This is a genomic window from Streptomyces sp. NPDC004752 (assembly GCF_053601275.1).
Window position 1 is genome coordinate 32,685 of sequence record NZ_JBSGBN010000023.1, and the last position, 19,811, is coordinate 52,495.

17 protein-coding genes and 1 pseudogene are annotated in these 19,811 nt (G+C 70.3%); 10 read left to right on the top strand and 8 right to left on the bottom strand.

Going from position 1 to position 19,811, the window contains the following annotated elements:
• Nucleotides 1–35 precede the first annotated feature (35 nt).
• The 5 genes from ACWEKM_RS12465 (at nucleotide 36) to ACWEKM_RS12485 (ending at nucleotide 4,373) form a co-directional block, all read left to right on the top strand.
• Entirely contained in the window at nucleotides 36–686 is a 651-nt protein-coding gene (locus ACWEKM_RS12465) for an MBL fold metallo-hydrolase (RefSeq protein ID WP_451621136.1), read from the top strand.
• A 250-nt stretch (nucleotides 687–936) separates the two neighbouring features.
• Nucleotides 937–1,269, top strand: coding sequence for a hypothetical protein (locus ACWEKM_RS12470; RefSeq protein WP_451621137.1), 333 nt, complete (start codon nucleotides 937–939; stop codon nucleotides 1,267–1,269).
• A 520-nt stretch (nucleotides 1,270–1,789) separates the two neighbouring features.
• Nucleotides 1,790–2,671: an ABC transporter substrate-binding protein gene (locus tag ACWEKM_RS12475; protein ID WP_451621138.1), complete on the top strand. Its 882-nt coding sequence runs from the start codon at nucleotides 1,790–1,792 to the stop codon at nucleotides 2,669–2,671.
• On the top strand, nucleotides 2,668–3,609 hold the full coding sequence (locus ACWEKM_RS12480; RefSeq protein WP_451621139.1) for an amino acid ABC transporter permease: 942 nt from the start codon (nucleotides 2,668–2,670) through the stop codon (nucleotides 3,607–3,609). The genes ACWEKM_RS12475 and ACWEKM_RS12480 overlap by 4 nt, the downstream gene beginning before the upstream one ends.
• Nucleotides 3,610–3,620: 11 nt before the next feature.
• Nucleotides 3,621–4,373: an amino acid ABC transporter ATP-binding protein gene (locus ACWEKM_RS12485; protein WP_451621187.1), complete on the top strand. Its 753-nt coding sequence runs from the start codon at nucleotides 3,621–3,623 to the stop codon at nucleotides 4,371–4,373.
• Between the two features lie 82 nt (nucleotides 4,374–4,455).
• On the opposite strand, the gene aroQ is transcribed toward ACWEKM_RS12485, so the two are convergent.
• Nucleotides 4,456–4,929, bottom strand: coding sequence for a type II 3-dehydroquinate dehydratase (aroQ, locus tag ACWEKM_RS12490; RefSeq protein ID WP_451621140.1), 474 nt, complete (start codon nucleotides 4,927–4,929; stop codon nucleotides 4,456–4,458).
• Between the two features lie 792 nt (nucleotides 4,930–5,721).
• Between aroQ and ACWEKM_RS12495 the strand changes: the two genes are divergently transcribed.
• Nucleotides 5,722–6,993 carry an MFS transporter gene (locus ACWEKM_RS12495; RefSeq protein WP_451621141.1) on the top strand — a complete coding sequence of 424 codons (1,272 nt, stop codon included), beginning with the start codon at nucleotides 5,722–5,724 and terminating at the stop codon, nucleotides 6,991–6,993.
• Here the strand turns inward: ACWEKM_RS12495 and ACWEKM_RS12500 are convergent.
• The 6 genes from ACWEKM_RS12500 to ACWEKM_RS12525 form a co-directional block, all read right to left on the bottom strand.
• The gene (locus ACWEKM_RS12500) at nucleotides 6,983–8,080 is read right to left on the bottom strand and encodes a calcium:proton antiporter (RefSeq protein WP_451621142.1); all 1,098 of its coding nucleotides are present in this window, start codon (nucleotides 8,078–8,080) and stop codon (nucleotides 6,983–6,985) included. The genes ACWEKM_RS12495 and ACWEKM_RS12500 overlap by 11 nt on opposite strands.
• Before the next feature lie 249 nt (nucleotides 8,081–8,329).
• Nucleotides 8,330–9,334: a TerC family protein gene (locus tag ACWEKM_RS12505; RefSeq protein ID WP_451621143.1), complete on the bottom strand. Its 1,005-nt coding sequence runs from the start codon at nucleotides 9,332–9,334 to the stop codon at nucleotides 8,330–8,332.
• A gap of 223 nt (nucleotides 9,335–9,557) precedes the next feature.
• Complete coding sequence (locus ACWEKM_RS12510) at nucleotides 9,558–11,573, bottom strand: TerD family protein (protein ID WP_451621144.1); 2,016 nt, start codon at nucleotides 11,571–11,573, stop codon at nucleotides 9,558–9,560.
• Nucleotides 11,574–11,627: 54 nt separating this feature from the next.
• Nucleotides 11,628–12,206 carry a TerD family protein gene (locus tag ACWEKM_RS12515; RefSeq protein ID WP_121888045.1) on the bottom strand — a complete coding sequence of 193 codons (579 nt, stop codon included), beginning with the start codon at nucleotides 12,204–12,206 and terminating at the stop codon, nucleotides 11,628–11,630.
• A 161-nt stretch (nucleotides 12,207–12,367) separates the two neighbouring features.
• On the bottom strand, nucleotides 12,368–14,515 hold the full coding sequence (uvrB, locus tag ACWEKM_RS12520; RefSeq protein ID WP_451621145.1) for an excinuclease ABC subunit UvrB: 2,148 nt from the start codon (nucleotides 14,513–14,515) through the stop codon (nucleotides 12,368–12,370).
• Nucleotides 14,516–14,555: 40 nt separating this feature from the next.
• Nucleotides 14,556–15,446: an MHYT domain-containing protein gene (locus ACWEKM_RS12525; protein WP_451621146.1), complete on the bottom strand. Its 891-nt coding sequence runs from the start codon at nucleotides 15,444–15,446 to the stop codon at nucleotides 14,556–14,558.
• 278 nt (nucleotides 15,447–15,724) lie between these two features.
• Between ACWEKM_RS12525 and ACWEKM_RS12530 the strand changes: the two genes are divergently transcribed.
• Both ACWEKM_RS12530 and ACWEKM_RS12535 read left to right on the top strand, forming a co-directional pair.
• Complete coding sequence (locus ACWEKM_RS12530; protein ID WP_451621147.1) at nucleotides 15,725–16,597, top strand: glycerophosphodiester phosphodiesterase; 873 nt, start codon at nucleotides 15,725–15,727, stop codon at nucleotides 16,595–16,597.
• Between the two features lie 71 nt (nucleotides 16,598–16,668).
• Nucleotides 16,669–17,223, top strand: a complete 555-nt coding sequence (locus ACWEKM_RS12535) for a methylated-DNA--[protein]-cysteine S-methyltransferase (RefSeq protein WP_451621148.1) — start codon at nucleotides 16,669–16,671, stop codon at nucleotides 17,221–17,223.
• Between the two features lie 61 nt (nucleotides 17,224–17,284).
• Here the strand turns inward: ACWEKM_RS12535 and ACWEKM_RS12540 are convergent.
• Nucleotides 17,285–17,599: pseudogene (locus ACWEKM_RS12540) on the bottom strand (VOC family protein); the annotation flags it as partial.
• 94 nt (nucleotides 17,600–17,693) lie between these two features.
• Here ACWEKM_RS12540 and ACWEKM_RS12545 point away from each other — a divergent pair.
• Together ACWEKM_RS12545 and ACWEKM_RS12550 are read left to right on the top strand one after the other, a co-directional pair.
• Complete coding sequence (locus ACWEKM_RS12545) at nucleotides 17,694–18,602, top strand: pseudouridine-5'-phosphate glycosidase (protein ID WP_451621188.1); 909 nt, start codon at nucleotides 17,694–17,696, stop codon at nucleotides 18,600–18,602.
• Nucleotides 18,587–19,513, top strand: coding sequence for a carbohydrate kinase family protein (locus tag ACWEKM_RS12550; protein WP_451621149.1), 927 nt, complete (start codon nucleotides 18,587–18,589; stop codon nucleotides 19,511–19,513). The genes ACWEKM_RS12545 and ACWEKM_RS12550 overlap by 16 nt, the downstream gene beginning before the upstream one ends.
• Nucleotides 19,514–19,811: the final 298 nt, after the last annotated feature.

Consider the following 19,811-nt stretch of genomic DNA (forward strand, 5'->3'; position numbering starts at 1 on the left):
TTCCCGGGCCGCTCCCCCGCTATAGGCTGGCGGCCATGACGTACAGCGGAGAGGTGACGGTCGGCGGACCGGCGGACGTACACGAGCTCAAGGACCTGATGATCACGAAGATCGCGGTCGGGCCGATGGACAACAACGCCTATCTGCTGCGCTGCCGGGCCACGGACGAGCAGTTGTTGATCGACGCCGCCAACGACGCGGAGACGCTGCTCGGCATGATCGGTGACGACGGCATCGCCTCCGTCGTCACCACGCACCAGCACGGTGACCACTGGCAGGCGCTCGACCGGGTGGTGGCGGCCACGGGCGCGCGTACGTTCGCGGGCCGGGACGACGCCGTCGGCATCCCCGTGCCGACCGACGTCCCGGTCGACGACGGCGACGTCATCCGGGTGGGGCAGGTCCAACTGACCGCGCGCCACTTGGTGGGGCACACTCCGGGGTCGATCGCGCTGGTCTACGACGACCCGCACGGCCACCCGCACGTCTTCACCGGGGACTGTCTCTTCCCCGGGGGGCCCGGCCGGACGACACGCCCCGCGGACTTCCAGAGCCTCATGTCCGGGCTCGATGCGAAGGTCTTCACCCTGCCGGACGAGACGTGGATCTACCCGGGCCACGGCAACGACACCACCCTCGGGGCGGAACGCCCCCACCTTCAGGAATGGTGGGCCCGCGGCTGGTAGGCCCGGGTACCGGTCGCGGCCGAACTACTGGGCGCTCGGCCGCACGATCCCGAGCGTGCGGCTTACGGAGGCACGCGACCGGCTCGGACACGCTCTGTCGCGTCGTCCTGTGATACGTCGTCCGCTGGCGCGTCGTCCCCTGGTGTCGTCCTCTGTCGCGTCGCCTGTGAGCCCGTCACGATGGCCCTGGCAGTCGCCGACGAAGGGACGGACATGGATCGCGTAGGGGTTCCTCATCGGACGTTCGAGCTTGCTCAGCGGATTCATCCGCAGCGAGGCCGAGGAGATCGCTCACTTCGGAAGGGACGCCGAAGTCGTGATCCCGGGAGAGCCGTTCGGCAATGCGTTCGCCTGGCTCTGGGAGGAGGACAGGGATGCCGCGGTCGGGGCTTTCGCCAGTCTCTTGGCCGAGGCACGACGTGCCGGCCAGCTGGGCGACGAGATACGGCTGGAAAGCCTGATCAAGGGTCTGCGCTCGGCACTTCAGCGCTCTCGCCTCGGTCAGGAGCAGGACTTCTGGGATGTGGAGCGGACACTGCGCGAGCAGGTACCACAGCACTTCGGCGGCAGGACCGACCTCTGACGGCGAACGCCCACGCGGCCAGGCGCCCCACCCCACCAAGCGATACGGGCCGCCTGGCCGCGAAGTGATCAACGGTGCGCCGCGTGGTGGCCGCCGTCGCTCTGTCGCACGCGCCGCTTGCCCACATGCGCCGCGCACGCGCCTGCCATGGGCGCTGGGCGTACGAACTCCGTTTCCACGCCCGGCGCACGCTCGGCCCGTACGCCCCGGGCAAGGTCGCAGCGCGCGCCCCATGTGAACCATTCGCACACGTCGATTGCCCGTGCGCGCTCCCGGAACGCGCCGATGCACGGTCAACTGGAAGCAGCCCCGCGCAGGATGACGGCTCCTGGGCGGTACGGGCCGTCGGCCACACCATCCCGCCCTCGGCCGACGGCCCAGGCGGCGGACACGCGGTCACGGGCCATCGGCCAGGGGTGGCCACGGGCGGCGTTCACACGGCGGCAACACCCGTTCCCAGCATGCGGACAATGACCGTCATGACCTCGACAAGCACGGCATTCACTGCCACTCTCCCGCCATGCATCTTGCCCCTCGCGCACTGCGCGGTGTCGTCGCCGCCGCCATAGCCCTGCTCGCCACCGCCGTCGGCTGCGCTCCACAGCCCAAGGAGCAGGCGGCCGGCGCGCCGTCCGGTTCAGCCGGGACCGCCTGCGCCAAGGGCGAGTTGGACACCAAGACGGCCGGCAAGCTGACCGTCGCGACGGACGAACCCGCCTACGAACCGTGGTTCAAGGACGACGAGCCCGCCAACGGAAAGGGCTTCGAATCGGCGGTCGCGTACGCGGTGGCCCGGCACCTCGGCTACGACCGGGATGCCGTCGTCTGGCAGAGCGTCCCCTTCAACAAGGCGTTCGCGCCCGGGGCGAAGACCTTCGATTTCGACATCAACCAGGTGTCGATCAGCGCCGAGCGCAAGAAGGCCGTGGACCTCTCGTCCGGCTACTACGACGTGCGCCAGGCCGTCATCGCGCTCAAGGGCACGAAGGCCGCGAAGGCGACGCGCATCGCGGACCTCACGGGTCTCAAGCTGGGCGCCCAAGTGGGCACCACCAGCCTCGACTACATCTCCGACGTGGTACGGCCGAAACAGGAGGCTGCCGTGTACGGCAAGAACGACCAGGCGAAGTCCGCCCTGAAGAACGGTCAGGTCGACGCCATCGTCGCCGACCTGCCGACCGCCTTCTACATCACGGCCGCCGAGATCACGAACGCCGAGATCGTCGGCCAGTTCGAGAACCAGGGCGGCACGCCCGAGCAGTTCGGACTCGTGCTCGACAAGGGCAGCGCGCTCACCCCGTGTGTGACGCGGGCCGTCGACGCGCTGCGCAAGGACGGCACGCTCGCCAGGATCGAGACACGGTGGCTGTCCGATGCCGTCGACGCCCCGGTGCTCAAGTGAAGGTCACGAAGGGCGAGTCCGGCGGGGAGGGCGCGGACGACGGGGGGCATCTGTCGGATGACCGGACGGACGCGGACGCCGACCCCGACGACGGCTACGTCCCGTCGCGGCGGCGGCTCGACCGTGAGCGCCACAAGCGCGTCCGGGCCCGGCGCGCCACGGCCGTGGCGGCGCTCTCGACGCTGGCCACGGCTGCCGTCCTGTATCTGATCGTCGTCAACGCGCCCGGCTGGCCGCGTACCAAGGAGACATTCTTCAACGGGCAGTACGCGCGCGAGGCGTTCCCCAAGGTTCTCGAAGGGCTGTGGCTGAACGTCCGACTGCTACTCGTGTGCGGTGTCGCCGTTCTGGTCCTCGGCATGCTGATCGCCATCGCGCGCACGCTGCGCGGCCCGGTGTTCTTCCCGCTGCGGATGCTGGCCGCCGCGTACACCGACTTCTTCCGCGGGCTGCCACTGATCATCAACCTGATGATCGTGGTACTGGGCGTTCCGGCGCTGCGGCTGCAGGGCGTGACAGTCGATCCGGTGCTGCTGGGCGGCACGGCACTCACCCTGACGTACTCGGCGTACGTCGCCGAGGTGTTCCGCGCCGGAATCGAGTCCGTGCACCCCTCGCAGTGGGCCGCCGCCCGCTCCCTCGGCCTCACCAACCGGCAGGCGTTGCGCCACGTGGTGCTGCCCCAGGCCGTGCGCCGCCAGGTGCCGCCGCTGCTCAACGACCTGGTGTCGCTCCAGAAGGACACCGGTCTCGTGTCCATCGGCGGCGCCGTGGACGCCGTGCGGGCCGCGGACATCATCGTGGGCCGCAGCCTCAACTACACGCCCTACATCGTCGCGGGACTGGTCTTCGTCGCTCTGACCATCCCGATGACCCGCTTCACGGACTGGGTGACGGCCCGGATGGACCGACAGCGGGCCCAGGGAGGCACGATATGAGCACCACGCACATGGACGGCTCCCCCGTGCTGCGCATGGAGTCCGTCCGCAAGAACTTCGGCGCCTCGGTCGTCCTGCGGGCCGTAGATCTGGAGGTCGCCCCGCACACGGTGACGGCACTGATCGGAGCCTCCGGCTCCGGCAAGTCGACGCTGCTGCGCTGCGCCAACCTCCTGGAGGAGATCGACGACGGCGCGATCTGGCTGGACGACGAGGAGATCACCGATCCCAGGGTGGACCAGGATGCGGTACGCCGCCGTATCGGCGTGGTCTTCCAGGCGTACAACCTCTTTCCGCACATGACGGTGCTGGAGAACATCACGCTCGCCCCGCGCCGGGTGCACGGGGTGGCGCGCGCGGAGGCGGAGGAGCGCGCCATAGGCCTGCTGGAGCGGCTCGGTCTGAGCGACAAGTCGCGGGCGTACCCGGACCGGTTGAGCGGCGGCCAGCAGCAGCGGGTGGCGATCGTGCGGGCCCTGGCGGTGCGCCCGCGACTGCTGCTGCTCGACGAGATCACCGCGGCCCTCGACCCCGAGTTGGTGGGTGAGGTGCTCACGGTGGTCCGTGATCTGAAGAACGACGGCATGACCATGGTGCTGGCGACGCACGAGATGGGCTTCGCCCGGGAGGTGGCCGACCAGGTCTGCTTTCTGGACGGCGGCGTCGTGCTGGAACGGGGCACCGCCGAGCAGGTCTTCGAGGACCCGCAGCAGGAACGGACCCGGCGCTTCCTGCGACGGATCGTGAACGCGGGCCACCCATGAGGCGACAGCCTTAAGGACAACGGCTACCTTCAAGGCGACGGTTGACTTTAAGTCGTCAGCCGCCTTTCAAACCTGTGCGTGTCTATGCGTCGGCCTGGGCCGCGCCCGCCAGCGCGGCGACCCGCTCCACGCCGAACACGTACCCCTGTACTCCGCATCCCGCGATGACGCCGTCGGCGCGCAGGGAGACGTACGAGTGATGCCGGAACGACTCACGCTTGTGGATGTTGGAGATGTGGACCTCCAGCACGGGCATGCCGTCGCAGACGTTGAGCGCGTCCAGAATCGCCACGGACGTGTGCGAGTAGGCACCGGGGTTGATGACGATCCCGCAGTGGTTGAGCCGCGCCTCGTGGATCCAGTCGACGAGTACGCCCTCGTGGTTGGACTGCCGGAAGTCCACCGTGCCTCCGTGCGCCCCAGCGGCCTTGGCGCACAGGGCCTCGATGTCGGCGAGCGTGTCGGAGCCATAGATCTCGGGCTGGCGCCGGCCGAGCAGATTCAGATTGGGCCCGTTGAGGATCATGATCGGGGCGTTTGCCAGGGTGCGGGGCACGGTTCCTCCGGTCCGTTCGGGGTGGCGGTGCGTCGACGACCGCTTCTGGGACCCGGTTTATCACGGTGCGTCGGCGTGGTGGCCGGCCCTGCCGTCCGGGCATGACGGCGATCGCAGGCCCTCCCAACGGGTATGTGACGACCCGGAAGACGGGCACATCGCCCTTGGAGCGGGCCGACGACCTCCATGCCGCCTCACCGACCCTGACGTCCGGGCGGTCGTCGTCTCGATCCGCGTCGGCGACCAGATCACCGTGCTGCCTCTGCTGGACCGGGAGTTGATCCGGGCACTCCCGAAGTTCTGGGCCGGCTGCTGATGGCCGACCGAGATCTCGCACGACCTCTCGCAGTACGACGGCTGGGTGCTGTTCCTGGAGACCGCCGAGGAACCGCCGGGTGGCACGGAGGCGTTCGGCACCTTGGGGAGCTTCGGTGGGCGCGGTCTGCTCCAACGATCTCCGCCCTGCGCCTGGCCCGCGCCGGGACCTGGTCGTTCGCGCGGCCCAACAGCCCGGAGGAGGAGGCGCGTCATGCGGCGGAGCAGCGCGAGGCCGTGTGCCGTGTACTGCGGGCGTGCGCCCCCGACCTGCCGGTCGCCTTCGCCAATGCCTACGTTCACACCGATTCCCGGCTCGGGATCCCCTGGAGAGGAACGTTTCATGTCGACACCCCGGCCCAGCGCATCACGGTGATCTATTGACGCGCGCCTCACCTCCGCACGCCCCCGTAAGCACCCGTCACTGTGGGTAGTTGACACGGCATGCACGATGTACGCACTGTAAGGGCACCATCCATGCTGCGGCTCGCCGCCGCCTCACTCGTCGGCAGCGCGATCGAGTTCTACGACTTCTTCGTCTACGGGACCGCGGCGGCCCTCGTTCTGGGTCCGCTGTTCTTCCCGACGTTCTCGCCACTGGCGGGGACGCTGGCCGCCTTCGCGACGTTCGGCGTGGGGTTCGCGGCCCGGCCGCTGGGTTCCGTGCTGTTCGGGCACATGGGGGACCGACGGGGGCGGCGGCCGGTCCTCATCACCTCACTGCTGCTCACCGGCGTGTCGACGGTCGCGGTGGGATGTCTGCCGACGTACTCGACGATCGGGGTGGCGGCGCCCCTGCTGCTGCTCGGCCTGCGTTTCCTGCAAGGGCTGGGACTCGGCGGCGAGTGGGGCGGGGCGGTGCTGCTGACCGCGGAGCACGCGCCTCCCGGACGGCGCGTCCTGTGGTCGAGCTTTCCGCAGGTAGGGCCGTCGCTGGGCTTCGCGCTGGCCAACGGCGTGACGCTGGCCCTGTCGGCGTCGCTGTCCGACACGCAGTTCGCGCAGTGGGGCTGGCGGGTGCCGTTCTGGCTGGCCGGGGCGCTCGCCCTGGCCGGGCTGTGGCTGCGCTCCTCGCTCGCCGAGAGTCCCCGGTTCCTGGCCATCGAGGATCACGCGCGTGTGCCGCTCCTCGACGTCGTCCGGCACCACTGGCGGCTGGTGCTGCTGACGGCCGGGGCGCTCGCGGCGGGGTACGCCGTGTTCTACGCCGTGACCACATGGTCCCTCGCCTACGGGACGGAGCGGCTCGGGGTGAGCCGCTCCGTCATGCTGATCTGTCTCATGGCCGCGGTGGCGGTGAACGGGGCGCTGACACCCGTCGCGGCCCTGCTCGGCGACCGCTTCGGGCGGCGGCCCATGTGCCTGACCGGGTGCACCGCCGCCGCCCTGTGGATGCTCCCGATGGTCGCGCTCCTGGCCACCGGGGAGCCGCTGCTCATGTTCCTCGCCTTCCTCGGCGCGCTGGTCGCGTTCATCACCATGTTCGCGGTGATCGCCGCGTATCTGCCGGAGTTGTACGAGGCCCGGTTGCGCTGCACCGGCGCCGCGGTGGGCTACAACCTCGGCGGAGTCCTCGGCGGCGCGCTCACCCCGATCGTGGCGACCGCGCTCGCCGAGCACTCGGGGCGCGTCCCCTGGAGCGTGGGCGCCTATCTGACCGGGGTGGCGCTGCTCAGCCTCGGTTGCTTCGCCTTGCTGCCGGAGACCCGCCCGGTGCCGACGGTGGCGGCCAAGCCGGTCACGGGTTGATCGCCAGTTCCAGATAGGCCGCGAACAGCACCAGGTGCACCCCGCCCTGGAGGGGCGTGGCCCGGCCCGGCACGACCGTCAGGGAGCTGACCACCACGGTCAGGGCGAGCAGCAGCATGTGCGTGGAGCCGAGTCCGAGGACCAACGGTCCGGAGAGCCAGACGGAGGCGAGGGCGACGGCTGGGATGGTCAGCCCGATGCTGGCCATCGCCGAGCCGAGGGCGAGGTTCAGGCTGGTCTGCACCCGGTCGCGACGGGCGGAACGGAGCGCGGCGATCGTCTCGGGCAACAGCACCAGCAACGCGATGATCACGCCGACGACCGCATGATGCAGGCCGACGGCCTCCACCCCGGACTCGATGGTGGGCGATACGCCCTTGGCGAGGCCGACCACGCCGACCAGGGCCAGGCCGAGGAGACCGAGGCTGATCCAGGCGGTGCGCGCGGACGGCGCCGCCGCGTGGTCGTCCGCGGTGATCACCACGCCCTGGCGGGTGATCGGCAGGAAGTAGTCGCGGTGCCGGACGGTCTGGGTGGCCACGAACAGTCCGTAGAGGATCAGTGAGGTGAGTGCCGCGAAGGTCAGTTGCACGCCTGAGAACTCGGGGCCCGGTTTGCTGGTGGTGAAGGTCGGCAGCACCAGGCTCAGCGTCGCCAGGGTCGCGACGGTCGCGAGTGCGGCGCCGGTGCCCTCGGGGTTGAAGACGGCGGTGCCGTGGCGCAGGGACCCGACGAGGAGACACAGGCCCACCACACCGTTGCAGGTGATCATCACCGCGGCGAAGACCGTGTCCCGGGCCAGAGTTGAGCTCTTGTCCCCGCCGTCAACCATGAGGGTGACGATCAGGGCGACCTCGATGATGGTGACGGCGATGGCGAGCACGAGGGAGCCGAAGGGTTCGCCGACCCGGTGAGCGACCACCTCAGCGTGGTGCACGGCCGCCAGGACGCACCCGGCGAGGACCACGGTCACCAGCGCGACTACGGCGCCGGGCAGGCTGCGGCCCCAGGTGAAGACGAGAAGGACGACCGCGAGCACCGGCACGAGGAGCGTCCACTGAGTGAGCGCCCTGAGCCGAGGGATCATGCGGCGATGGTGGCAGAGGCGTACAGGGTTCGCATTCCAGTCCTTTCGATGGCGAAGGGGGAGCGAGCGCGGCTCGGATCCCCGTCGGTTCGGGGTTGTCAGGTGCGTCGGCCTGAGCCAGCGTCCGCCCCGGAGGGGCAGGGAACGCTCAGCACCCGGCGGAGCACCGGGAGCGGCGGGCGGCCAAGCGCTGCGCACCGCTCCCGTGCTGACTGATTTCGCGTGCGCCTTGTCCCGCGTTCGCCGCGGTCAGGCGTCGATGCTGTCCTTCGGCCCGTCGCCGGGCGTCGGTGACTGTGCCGCTTCGGCCGCCGCCTGCTTCCTGTTCGCCGCCAAACTGGTGATCGTCGTGACGATCAGAACGCCGCAGATCACGCCGAGTGAGACCGGGATGCTGATCTCCGGGACGTGCGCCCCGGACTCGTGCAGGGCGTGCAGCACCAGCTTGACGCCGATGAAGCCGAGGATGACCGACAGGCCGTATGAGAGGTGGACCAGCTTCTTGAGCAGTCCGCCGATGAGGAAGTACAGCTGCCTGAGACCCATCAGGGCGAAGGCGTTGGCGGTGAAGACGATGTACGGGTCCTGCGTGAGACCGAAGATCGCGGGGATGGAATCCAGCGCGAACAGCACGTCCGTCGTACCGATCGCGAGCATCACGACCAGCATCGGCGTCATGACGCGCTTGCCGTTCTGCTGGATCCACAGCCGGGTGCCGTGGTAGCGGTCGGCCACGCCGAACCTGCGCTCGACGGCCTTCAGCAGCTTGTTCTCCTCGTACTCCTCGTCCTGCTCCTCCGCTCTGGCTTCCTGGATCAGCTTCCAGGCGGTCCAGATCAGGAAGGCGCCGAAGAGGTAGAAGACCCAGGAGAAGCTCGCGAGGATCGCGGCTCCCGCGGCAATGAAGACGGCCCGCAGGACCAGGGCTATGAGGACGCCGACGAGCAGCACCCGCTGCTGGTACTGCGAGGGCACCGCGAACTTCGCCATGATCAGGACGAAGACGAAGAGATTGTCGACGCTCAGCGATTTTTCGGTGATGAAGCCCGCGAAGAACTCGCCGGCCGGCTGGCCGCCGCCGAAGACGAGCAACCCGAGGCCGAAGAGCCCGGCCAGGGCGATCCAGACGACCGTCCAGATGCCGGCTTCCTTGATCGACACGTCGTGGGGTTTGCGGCCGATGAAGAAGTCGACCGAGATCAGGGCGGCGAGCCCCGCGATGGTCAGGGCCCACAGGGCCACGGATACATCCACTGCGCCTCCGGTACGTGAACGGGCAAAGAGTCAGCTTCGTCGCTACCGGAGGTCTCTTCCACCCGAGACGGGCCGACGCCCCGGGATCTGGCCTGATCCGTATTGACGGGTACGCCGCAGCAGACAGGGAGTACTCCCCTCCGTACGAAGGACAGTACCCCAATCACCAAGTAAAGGTAAAGCAATTGGCAAAAGAATGATCAAATCGCCTGGTCGGGGACCTTTACTTGATCTTGGTCCGGGCGATGGCCACCTGGGTGAGCACATGGTCGAGCACCTGGCTGCCCGGTGGGACGAGCGACGGCTCGTACGTCCAGGCATGGCCGACCCAGGGGTCGGCGAGGTGATCGTCGGGCACTGGTGTGAGTCGCATCAGCGAACGCCACAGCGGGTCCAGCAAGGGACCGTACGCGGCGGCGTCCTGTCGGTCCGCGACCATCAGCAGGTGGACGCCGACCGACGGACCCTCGTCCGCGAGATAGCGCAACCCCGTGACCGCCCGGTCGTCGAAACCGTGCGGGAAGTCATTGACGATCAGCAGGTGCCGGGCCGTGTCGAGACCGGGCGGCAACGCATCGGCGGCGTCGCCACGCAGCGCCATCTGCACCAGGTCGACGCGCTGTGTGAGCCCGCCCAGGACCTGCGTCACGGCGGCGGCGCCGCTCGCGGGCGGAGCGGCCAGCACGCCCGCCCGTACCAGCGGAGCGAGTTCCCGGGCCGCCGAACCGGCCGGATCGATCACATGGACGGCGAAGTCGCCCGCCGGGTGGGCGGCCAGCAGCCGGGCCGCGAGCGCCACCGCCGTCTCCATCGCGCGCTGCCGCAGTTCACCGGAGTCCAGGAACGAGACTCCCGCCGCCGCGGAACCGCCGTCGATCCACAGCCCACGCTCCAGGGGCAGCCGCATCAGCAGCGGTATGCGCAGCGCCGGGTTCTCCGGCAGATGGAGGTCGCCCAGCCGCAGGGCCATCGGGGACTCCGTCGGCACGCGGTACCCGTGCCAGACCGGGTTGTCCCAGCGGGCGTACGCCGGTGGAAACGCGGGCTCCACGACCCCGGCCTCGGCGGTGAGCTGGGCCAGGTCGCGGTCGAGGACCGCCGCTGCCTGGTCGATGAGCTGGGCGCGCTTGGCCCGGGCCGCCTCCCGCGCGGCGTCGCCGACGGAGCCGAGCCTGCTGCGCGGGTCGGACAGGATCTGGTCCAGCTCCTTCTCCATGCGGGAGTCCGCGAAGTCGACGGCGCTGCGGTACGCGGCCGCCGTACGGGCCAGGTCCTCGAACATGCCCCAGACCTGGTTGTAGAGCCGCTCGTCGAGGGACCAGCCGGCCGCATCGCCCGCCACGGGTGGGGTGGGCGAGCCCGGCGGGGCGGGCGGCGCCTGCGGCGGAGGCGGAGGCGCCGTCGCGTGTCCGCGGTTCGGGTGGGTGTAGTCGATCGGACGGCCGGCGGCCGCGGTGGGCTGTGCCGTGTCCGCCGCCGCCCCCTCGAAACCGCGTTCCCCTGGGCCTGCCGGTGTCTGCGCCGTGTAGGGGCTGGACGCCTGGTACGGATGGGCGGGCCGCGACGGCATCGGGTCGGCGCCGCGCGACGCGGAGCCCGGCTGGTCGGCGCCGGCCGCGGGCGCGGCGGCCCGGCGGGTGCGATCGCCGTCCGCCGAACGCGGCGGGGGCGCCGCGACCGACCGGGCCAGGCCCCGGGCCACCGCCTCCTGGATGCCGTCCGCGAGTTCGTCGGCCCCGGGCACCACCAGGTCGGCGAAGAGCGCGGCGAGGCCGCCCGCGTAGCCCTGTCCGACGGCGCGCACCTTCCAGGCGCCCTGTCTGCGGTACAGCTCCAGGGCCACGACGGCCGACTCGGCGTCCAGGCCGGTCAGGGTGTAGCGGGCGATCTCCGTGCCGTCGAGGCCCGTGACCGACGCGCGGGGGGCGGTGACGGCGCCGAAGCGGAGCGGGCCGCCCACCCCGGAGGGCAGGGCGAGCAGCACGTTGACCCGGTGTACGGCCTCGGGCATGGCCGCCAGGTCCACGGCCAGCCGATGGTCGGCCGCCGCCTGTCTGGACACCTCGATGCCGGGCAGCGTGGGCGCGCCCGGGTGGGCGACCCACTCGTCACCGCACGCCTTGCCCTGCTCGTCGCTGAGCGTGGCGCCCGCCACGACCGGCACATCAGCCGTGATCCGGATCTCAAGCCGGGCCTGGGCGAGCGGGTGGTTCTGCCCGCGTACCAGTTCGGCCGTCATGGCCTTCCCCCTGTGTCGTGGTGTCGTGCGCCGCTTGTCGTGCCGCCGGTTGTCCTACAGGTGCGGCAGGATCGCCGGCATCAGGTCCTGGAAGGTGCGGCCGTTGGCCGGGGTACCGAGGGCGGTCATCGCCCAGCCGGCACCGGACCGGTGCACCTTGGCCATGATCTGGGCGGTGTAGGCGCCGCCGCCGGCCAGCGTGTAGCGGGCGAGTTCCTGGCCGTTGGTCTCGTCGACCAGGCGGCAGAACGCGTTCTGCACCTCCTGGAAGGTCTGGCCCGTGAAGGAGTTCACGGTGAAGACGATCTGGTCGATGTGGACGGGCACACGCTGGAGGTCGACGAGGATGGACTCGTCGTCGCCGCCCTGGCCCGCGCCGCCGACGAGGTTGTCACCGGTGTGGCGCACGGAGCCGTCGTCGCTCACCAGGTGACGGAAGAACACGACGTCGACCGGCTGCTTGTCGGCGAAGAGCACCGCGGAGGCGTCCAGGTCGATCTCCCGCGTACGGGAGCCGAACAGGCCCCGGCGCGGGGCCGCCTGCCAACCGAGACCCATCCGGACCGCGGTCAGGGTGCCCCCGTCCTTCTTCTCCAGGCTGATGGCCTGACCCTTGGTCATGTTGACGGTCACGGCTGCTTCCCCTCTCGGTGTTTCCCCTGTTGCCGCGGCACCCGCGGTTGACCAGAACCCTACGCACCGCCACTGACAGTGCCGAACCCCGGTCGGTGCTTTGTGTCGTTGTTGCAACACTCCGCGCACGTGCCGGGGTCCGAGACGGCCGGTCACAGCGTTCAGGCCAGCCCTGCCTCCCTCATCTGACGCAACTCCTTCTTCATCTCGGAGACCTCGTCGCGCAGCCGGGCCGCGATCTCGAACTGCAGGTCCGCGGCGGCGGCGCGCATGCGTTCCGTCATCTCCTCGATCTGCTCGGCGAGTTCGGCCGCGGGGCGGTCCGTCGGCACCGCTTCCTTGGCCTTGCCCTTGGCGGGCTTGGCGGCCTTCGCGCCCTTGGCCGCCTTGTCGCCGAGCGACGGGACCAGGGCCTTGGCGCCCTTGCCGTCCTTCGACTTGCGGTAGCCGCTGCCGAGGAGCTGTTCGGTGTCGACCTCCTCGCGGGCGATCTGCGCGACGATGTCGTTGATCTTCTTGCGCAGCGGCTGCGGGTCGATGCCGTTGGCCTTGTTGAAGGCGTTCTGTTTCTCCCTGCGCCGGTTGGTCTCCTCGATGGCCCGCTCCATCGCCGGGGTGATCTTGTCGGCGTACATGTGGACCTGACCGGAGACGTTGCGCGCCGCGCGGCCGATGGTCTGGATCAGCGACGTACCGGAGCGCAGGAACCCCTCCTTGTCGGCGTCGAGGATCGCCACGAGGGACACCTCGGGCAGGTCGAGGCCCTCTCGAAGGAGGTTGATGCCGACGAGGACGTCGAACTCGCCGGAGCGCAGCTCCCTCAGCAGTTCGACGCGGCGCAGGGTGTCCACGTCGCTGTGCAGATAGCGGACCTGGATGCCGAGTTCCAGGAAGTAGTCCGTGAGGTCCTCGGCCATCTTCTTGGTGAGCGTGGTGACCAGGACGCGCTCGTCCTTCTCGGTGCGTCTGCGGATCTCGTGCACCAGGTCGTCGATCTGACCCTCGGTGGGCTTGACCACAACCTCCGGGTCGACCAGGCCGGTGGGGCGGATGATCTGCTCCACGGCCCCGTCGGAACGCGACAGTTCGTAGGCGCCCGGAGTGGCCGACAGGTAGACGGTCTGCTCGATGCGCTCCTGGAACTCCTCCCACTTCAGCGGACGGTTGTCGAGGGCGGAGGGCAGGCGGAAGCCGTGCTCCACGAGGGTGCGCTTGCGGGAGGCGTCGCCCTCGTACATGGCGCCGATCTGCGGGACGGTGACGTGCGACTCGTCGATGACGAGCAGGAAGTCGTCCGGGAAGTAGTCCAGCAGGGTGTTGGGCGGGGAGCCGGGCAAGCGGCCGTCGAAGTGCATCGAGTAGTTCTCCACGCCGGAGCAGCTGCCGATCTGGCGGAGCATCTCGATGTCGTATGTGGTGCGCATCCGCAGCCGCTGGGCCTCCAGGAGCTTGCCCTGCTTCTCCAGCTCGGCCAGACGCTCTCCCAGCTCCTTCTCGATGTCGTTGACGGCCCGCTCCAAGCGCTCGGGACCGGCGATGTAGTGCGAGGCGGGAAAGACGTACAGCTGCTCGTCGTCGCTGATGATCTCGCCGGTGAGGGGGTGGAGCGTGGACAGCGCCTCGATCTCGTCGCCGAACATCTCGATGCGGACGGCGAGTTCCTCGTACACCGGGAAGATCTCGATGGTGTCGCCGCGGACACGGAAGGTGCCACGGGTGAACGCCATGTCGTTGCGCGTGTACTGGATGTCCACGAAGCGGCGCAGCAGCTCGTCGCGGTCGATCTCGTCTCCGACCCGGAGGGGGACCATCCGGTCCACGTACTCCTGTGGCGTGCCGAGGCCGTAGATGCAGGAGACCGAGGCGACCACGACGACGTCGCGGCGGGTGAGCAGCGAGTTGGTCGCGGAGTGCCGCAGGCGCTCCACTTCCTCGTTGATCGAGGAGTCCTTCTCGATGTAGGTGTCCGACTGTGGGACGTACGCCTCGGGCTGGTAGTAGTCGTAGTACGAGACGAAGTACTCGACCGCGTTGTTCGGGAGCAGCTCGCGGAACTCGTTGGCCAGCTGGGCGGCCAGTGTCTTGTTCGGCGCCATCACGAGCGTGGGGCGCTGGAGCTTCTCGATCATCCACGCCGTGGTGGCGGACTTGCCGGTGCCGGTCGCGCCCAGCAGGACGACGTCCTTCTCACCGGCCCCGATGCGCTTGGCCAGGTCGGCGATGGCCGTCGGCTGGTCGCCGCTGGGCTGGTAGGGGCTGACGACCTCGAAGGGCGCCACCGTGCGTTCGATGTGGGAAACGGGCCGCATGCCATCCACCGTACGACCCCGCACTGACAACGGGCTCCGATCAGCGGTTCTGCGGGGTGCGTGAGCTGTGGTGCCCCGGCTGGCCGACCCCCTGGCGGATCCGCTGCGGGCCGACCGGGACCTCCGGGCGGCGGCGTGGGTGAGGGGCGACCGCGTCGGCGGGGACGCCCGGTTTGCGCTCCTGCGGGGGCCGGACGGGCCTGCCCGCGATCATCAGCGGATCGATCACCACGACGATGCCTGCGAGCAGGAGAAAGGCGAGCGGGCCGATCAGCATGGGCACGAGCACGGCCGCCGGCGAGGAGTCGCCGACGGCCGTGGCGGAGTCGTGTACGTGGACGGTGAGGGCGGCCATGCCGGTGTAGTGCATACCGCTGACCGCGAGTCCCATGACGAGGCTGGCACCCACACTCCACAGAAAGCCGCGCACCTGTCCGGCGGCCCACAGGGCGGTGGTGGCGGCCACGACCGCTATCACGACGGATGCGGCGACCGTGACGGTGTTGTATTCGAGCCTCCCGTCCAGGCGTATGCCCGCCATGCCGAGGTAGTGCATCGAGGCGATACCCAAGCCGGTGATCGTTCCGCCGGTGAACAGCGCCGTTCCGGTGGCGCCGCGGTAGCCGACGATGAAGATCCCGACACCCACCATGACGATGGCGATGGCGAGGCTGGCGTACGTGATCGGTTTGTCGAAGTGGACCGGGGCCTCCACGACACTGAACCCCATCATGCCGACGAAATGCATGGTCCAGATGCCGGAGCCGATGGCGGCCGAGCCCAGGGCGAGCCAGGCCGGGCGTCTGGAGTCGGACACCAGCAGGGATCTGGTGGTGCAGCGCAGACCGAGGGCGCCGCCGAGGCACGCCATCAGAAAGGCCACCAACGGGGTGACGGCCCCGTAACTGAAGTCGTCGACCGTGCCCTGCATGCCCGGCTGCCTTTCCGCCCTTTTGTGTCCCCGATTATCTGAAATACGCCCCCGTCCCAGGACCGCTCGGGCGGTCAGGGTTGACGCAGAGAGTATGACCCCCACCGGAACGGACGAACGATTTTCCGGCAAAGAAACACGCCCTTGCCCCACTTGTGCGGCACCGGTGAGCGACCACGGGCATCTCCGTCCAAACTGTGCTCATCCTGTACCCGTCGCCACCTACTCTCTGCTGTCACCCTGGTGCCGTCCGTATTCACGCGATGCGAGGAGTACGCATGCACGCGCGCGCCATTGCCGTCACGACCGTCGCGCTCCTGGGGGCCACCGCCCTGCTGACGCCCACCCGCGACGCCCGGGCCGGCGGCGCCGGCGCCCAGGTCATGATCGTCGCCCACCGGGGCGCCTCCGCCTACGCCCCGGAGAACACCCTGCCCGCCGTCGACGAAGCGGCCCGGAGGGGCTTCACCTGGGTCGAGAACGACGTGCAGCGGACCAAGGACGGCGAACTCGTCGTCATCCACGACGACAGCCTGACCCGCACCACGAACGCCGAGGAGGTGTTCCCGGGCCGGGCGCCCTGGAAGGTGAAGGACTTCACCACGGCCGAAATCGCCCGCCTGGACGCGGGCAGCTGGTTCGGCCCTGCATACGCGGGCACGCGCGTGCCGACGCTGAAGGAGTACATGCGCCGGATCGAACGCAACCACGAGAAACTGCTCCTCGAGATCAAGAGTCCGGAACTGTACCCGGGCATCGAGCGGGAGACCCTGAAGCTCCTCGGCAACGAGGGCTGGCTGGACCGGCAGCACCTCGGACGGCTCGTCGTGCAGAGCTTCAGCGCGGACAGCCTGCGGATCGTGCACGACCTGAAGCCGGGCCTCACGACCGGCTACCTCGGCACTCCGCCGGCGGCGGAGCTGCGCACCTACGCAAGTTTCACAGACCTGATCAACCCGTCCTACGAGTCCCTCTCCAGGAACTACGTCACCACCGTGCATGCCTGCGACGGTCCGCACGGCAGGCCGCTCGGAGTGTTCGCCTGGACCGTGAACGACGCGCCGACCGCCCGGAAGGTCGCCGGGTACGGCGTCGACGGCATCATCACGAATCGGCCCGACGTGGTGCGGGAGGCGCTGAGCGCGTCCTGAGCCCGGGCAGCGGTACGCCCGGGACCGACCGGCGCCGGGGCGTTGTCAGTGGCGGGTCGTACGGTGGGCGCATGGACAGCCATGGGCAGTACGAGCAGCGGGTCGTGTGGGCCGTCGTGGGCACCGACATCGGTCCGCTGCTGCTGGCGGCGACCCGGGACGGCCTGGTCAACGTCGTGTTCCACGCCACCGACGGGGTGCGTGACCGGGCGCTGGAGCGGCTCGCGGCCCGGCTGGGCACCGAGCCCGCCGAGGCACCCGAATCACCGCTGCTGGCCGAGGCGATATGCCAGGTCGAGGCGTACTTCGCGGGCAGACGGCACGACTTCGAGCTGCCGCTGGACTGGTCGCTGATCTCCGGCTTCAACCGGCAGGTGCTGCGCGAACTGGCGTCCGGCGTCCCGTACGGCACGGTCGTCGGGTACGGCGACCTGGCCGGGCGGGTCGGCCAGCCGGGCGCGGCGCAGGCGGTGGGCATGGCCATGGGCTCCAATCCGCTGCCGGTCGTCGTGCCCTGTCACCGCGTAGTGGAGAGCGACGGCGGCATCGGCGGGTTCGGAGGGGGTCTGGAGACCAAGCGGAAGCTGCTCGCCCTGGAGGGCGTGCTGCCCGAGCCCCTGTTCTGACACTCCTGTCGCCTCCGAGGTGTGCCCTTGTGCCGGCACACCTCTGGGGCGGGGCCAGGGCTACGCGCGTGTACAGGGCATCGACGTCGTCGGCGGACAGCGACAGGCGCAGATGGCCGACCGGGTGGCCGGCGCTCCCGACGGAGCCGGGCGGCATCTTCATCCACTCGATCCGCTCGGCCATGGTGAGCGGGGCCAGGTCGAGGACGGTCTCCTCGTTGACCCGCACGGAGGGGAACGATGTCCGCCCCGCGGCGAACTCTTCGCCCCGCAGCGGGTCCAGACCTACCGCGCACTCGTGGAAACCGGCGCCGGGGCCACGGGGTCGCGCACCCGGAGGACGACGGGGGTCGAGACGTGTCGTGGGGTTCGTCATGCCGCCCGGGCTGGTGGCGGTCGACCGCAAGCGTTTATTCCGCCGGGCGGCTCGCCAGGGATGAGGGAGGGAGCGAGTGACAGGAGGCAGGCGCGTGGTGCTGGTGATGGCGGAAGAAGTACGGGAGGCGATCGACGCACGTCGCCCCGTGGTGGCCCTGGAGTCCACGATCATCGCGCACGGGCTGCCCCGCCCGCGCAATCTCCGGGTGGCACAGGAGCTGGAGGACGCGGTGCGGCGGGAGGGTGCCGTGCCCGCGACGATCGCCGTGCTGGACGGGCGGCCCCATGTGGGCCTGGACAAAGAACAGTTGGAGCGGATCGCGAACGAGGAGGGGATTCGCAAGCTGGGCCATCGCGACCTGGCCCTCGCCGTGGCGGCGGGGGCGAGCGGGGCGACCACGGTCTCGGCGACCGCGCTGCTGGCCGCGCTGGCCGGCATCAGGATTTTCGCGACGGGCGGGCTGGGCGGCGTGCACCGGGAGTGGACGGTGACGCAGGACGAGTCCGCGGACCTGGGTCTGCTGGCTCGGACCCGGATCACGGTCGTGTGCGCGGGGGTGAAGTCGATCCTGGACGTACCAGCCACCCTGCAGCGGCTGGAGACGCTGGGAGTCGCGGTCGCCGGGTACGGCACGGACCGGTTCCCCGGCTTCTACCTGTCCGACTCCGGGCACCCCGTCGACTGGACGTTGCGGAGCCCGGAGGAGGTGGCGCGGGTCATGCGCGCCCAGGACAGGCTGGACGGGCCGGAGTCGGCGTTGATCGTCGCGAACCCCGTGCCCGAGGCGGAGCAGCTGGATCCCGCGCTGCACTCCCGGGTGCTCGCCGACGCGCTCCGCGCGTGCGAGCAGGAGGGGATCACCGGGCAGGCGGTCACGCCGTTCCTGCTGGACCATCTGGTCAGACACACCGACGGCGCCTCGCTGAGCGCCAATCTCGCGGCCGTCCGCGGCAATGTGCGGCTCGCGGCACGGATCGCGGCCGCGTGGGCCCTGAGGTGACGGCGGGGCGGGCGGGAGCGCTGCTGGTCGTCGGGGACGTCGTCACGGATGTCGTCGCCCGGCACCGGGGCCCGCTCGCGGCAGGCACCGACACGGCGGCGGCGATCCGCACGCTGCCCGGCGGGGCGGGCGCCAACGTGGCCTGCTGGGCCGCTGCCGCGGGCTGTGCCGATGTGCGGCTGCTGGGGCGGGTGGGTACGGACGCGGCGGCGTGGCACGAGCACGCGCTGGTATGCGCCGGAGTGCGTCCGCGGCTCGTGCTCGATGCGGAGGCGGCGACCGCGACGGTGATCTGTCTCGTGGACTCGGACGCCGCGGCCGAGCGCACCTTCCTCACGGACAGTGGCGCGTCACTGCGGCTCGAACCGGCCGACTGGTCGGACTCGCTGCTCGACGGGGTCACGTGGCTGCACCTGTCCGGCTATCTGCTGTTCTCCGAGCGGAGCCGGGCGCTCGCGGCGCTGGCGCTCCGGGCGGCACGCGCGCGTGAGGTGCCGGTGAGCCTGGATCCGGCGTCGACGGGGTTTCTCCAGGCGTTGGGGGTGGACCGCTTCCTGGCGTTCACCGAGGAGTTGGACGTCCTGCTGCCCAGCCGGGACGAGGCGTGTCTGCTGACGGGGCTGCCCGATCCGGCGGACGCGGCGGCCAAGCTGAGCCGTGTCGTCCCCCTGGTGGTGGCCAAGCTCGGTGCCGACGGGGCGCTGGTGGCCCGGTCCGGCGATGTGCTCGCCCGCGTTCCCGCCGCGCCGGCGACGCCCCGGGACACGACGGGCGCGGGAGACGCGTTCACCGGCGCGTTCCTGGCCGCTCTCGTCGCGGGTGCGGGTGTCGAGAACGCGGCGGCGCAGGGGTGCCGGGCGGGGGCCCGTGCGGTGGAGCGGGTGGGCGGTCGGCCACCGGCTCGGAAATGACCGCGACAGCGCCCCGGCCGCAACGCGATCCTGGCCACGACACGTTCCCAGCACCGGCGCGGAATGACCGCGGCGCTGCGGGCGCGTGCGATCGCGTGCGATACGGCGGACGGGCGCGGCACAACGGACGGGAACGGCAGCGCGGGCGCGCGGGACCGAGCGGGGAGGTAAGGCGTCGGGCGCAGCACAGCAGACACGAAGGGCTGCCCAGCGGGGTGCGAGGGCGCGGACGGCGCGGGGATCCGGCGGTGGTCGGACGCGGTACGGCCGGTACGGCTTGCGATCGGCCTATGCCTTG

Excerpts from the sequence above, each read along its gene's own strand:
- ACWEKM_RS12475 (WP_451621138.1), top strand. The coding sequence starts at position 1,790 with ATGCATCTTGCCCCTCGCGCACTGCGCGGTGTCGTCGCCGCCGCCATA.
- ACWEKM_RS12525 (WP_451621146.1), bottom strand. The coding sequence starts at position 15,446 with ATGCAGGGCACGGTCGACGACTTCAGTTACGGGGCCGTCACCCCGTTG.
- ACWEKM_RS12530 (WP_451621147.1), top strand. The coding sequence starts at position 15,725 with ATGCACGCGCGCGCCATTGCCGTCACGACCGTCGCGCTCCTGGGGGCC.
- ACWEKM_RS12485 (WP_451621187.1), top strand. The coding sequence starts at position 3,621 with ATGGACGGCTCCCCCGTGCTGCGCATGGAGTCCGTCCGCAAGAACTTC.
- uvrB (WP_451621145.1), bottom strand. The coding sequence starts at position 14,515 with ATGCGGCCCGTTTCCCACATCGAACGCACGGTGGCGCCCTTCGAGGTC.
- ACWEKM_RS12535 (WP_451621148.1), top strand. The coding sequence starts at position 16,669 with ATGGACAGCCATGGGCAGTACGAGCAGCGGGTCGTGTGGGCCGTCGTG.
- ACWEKM_RS12465 (WP_451621136.1), top strand. The coding sequence starts at position 36 with ATGACGTACAGCGGAGAGGTGACGGTCGGCGGACCGGCGGACGTACAC.
- ACWEKM_RS12500 (WP_451621142.1), bottom strand. The coding sequence starts at position 8,080 with ATGATCCCTCGGCTCAGGGCGCTCACTCAGTGGACGCTCCTCGTGCCG.
- ACWEKM_RS12495 (WP_451621141.1), top strand. The coding sequence starts at position 5,722 with ATGCTGCGGCTCGCCGCCGCCTCACTCGTCGGCAGCGCGATCGAGTTC.
- ACWEKM_RS12510 (WP_451621144.1), bottom strand. The coding sequence starts at position 11,573 with ATGACGGCCGAACTGGTACGCGGGCAGAACCACCCGCTCGCCCAGGCC.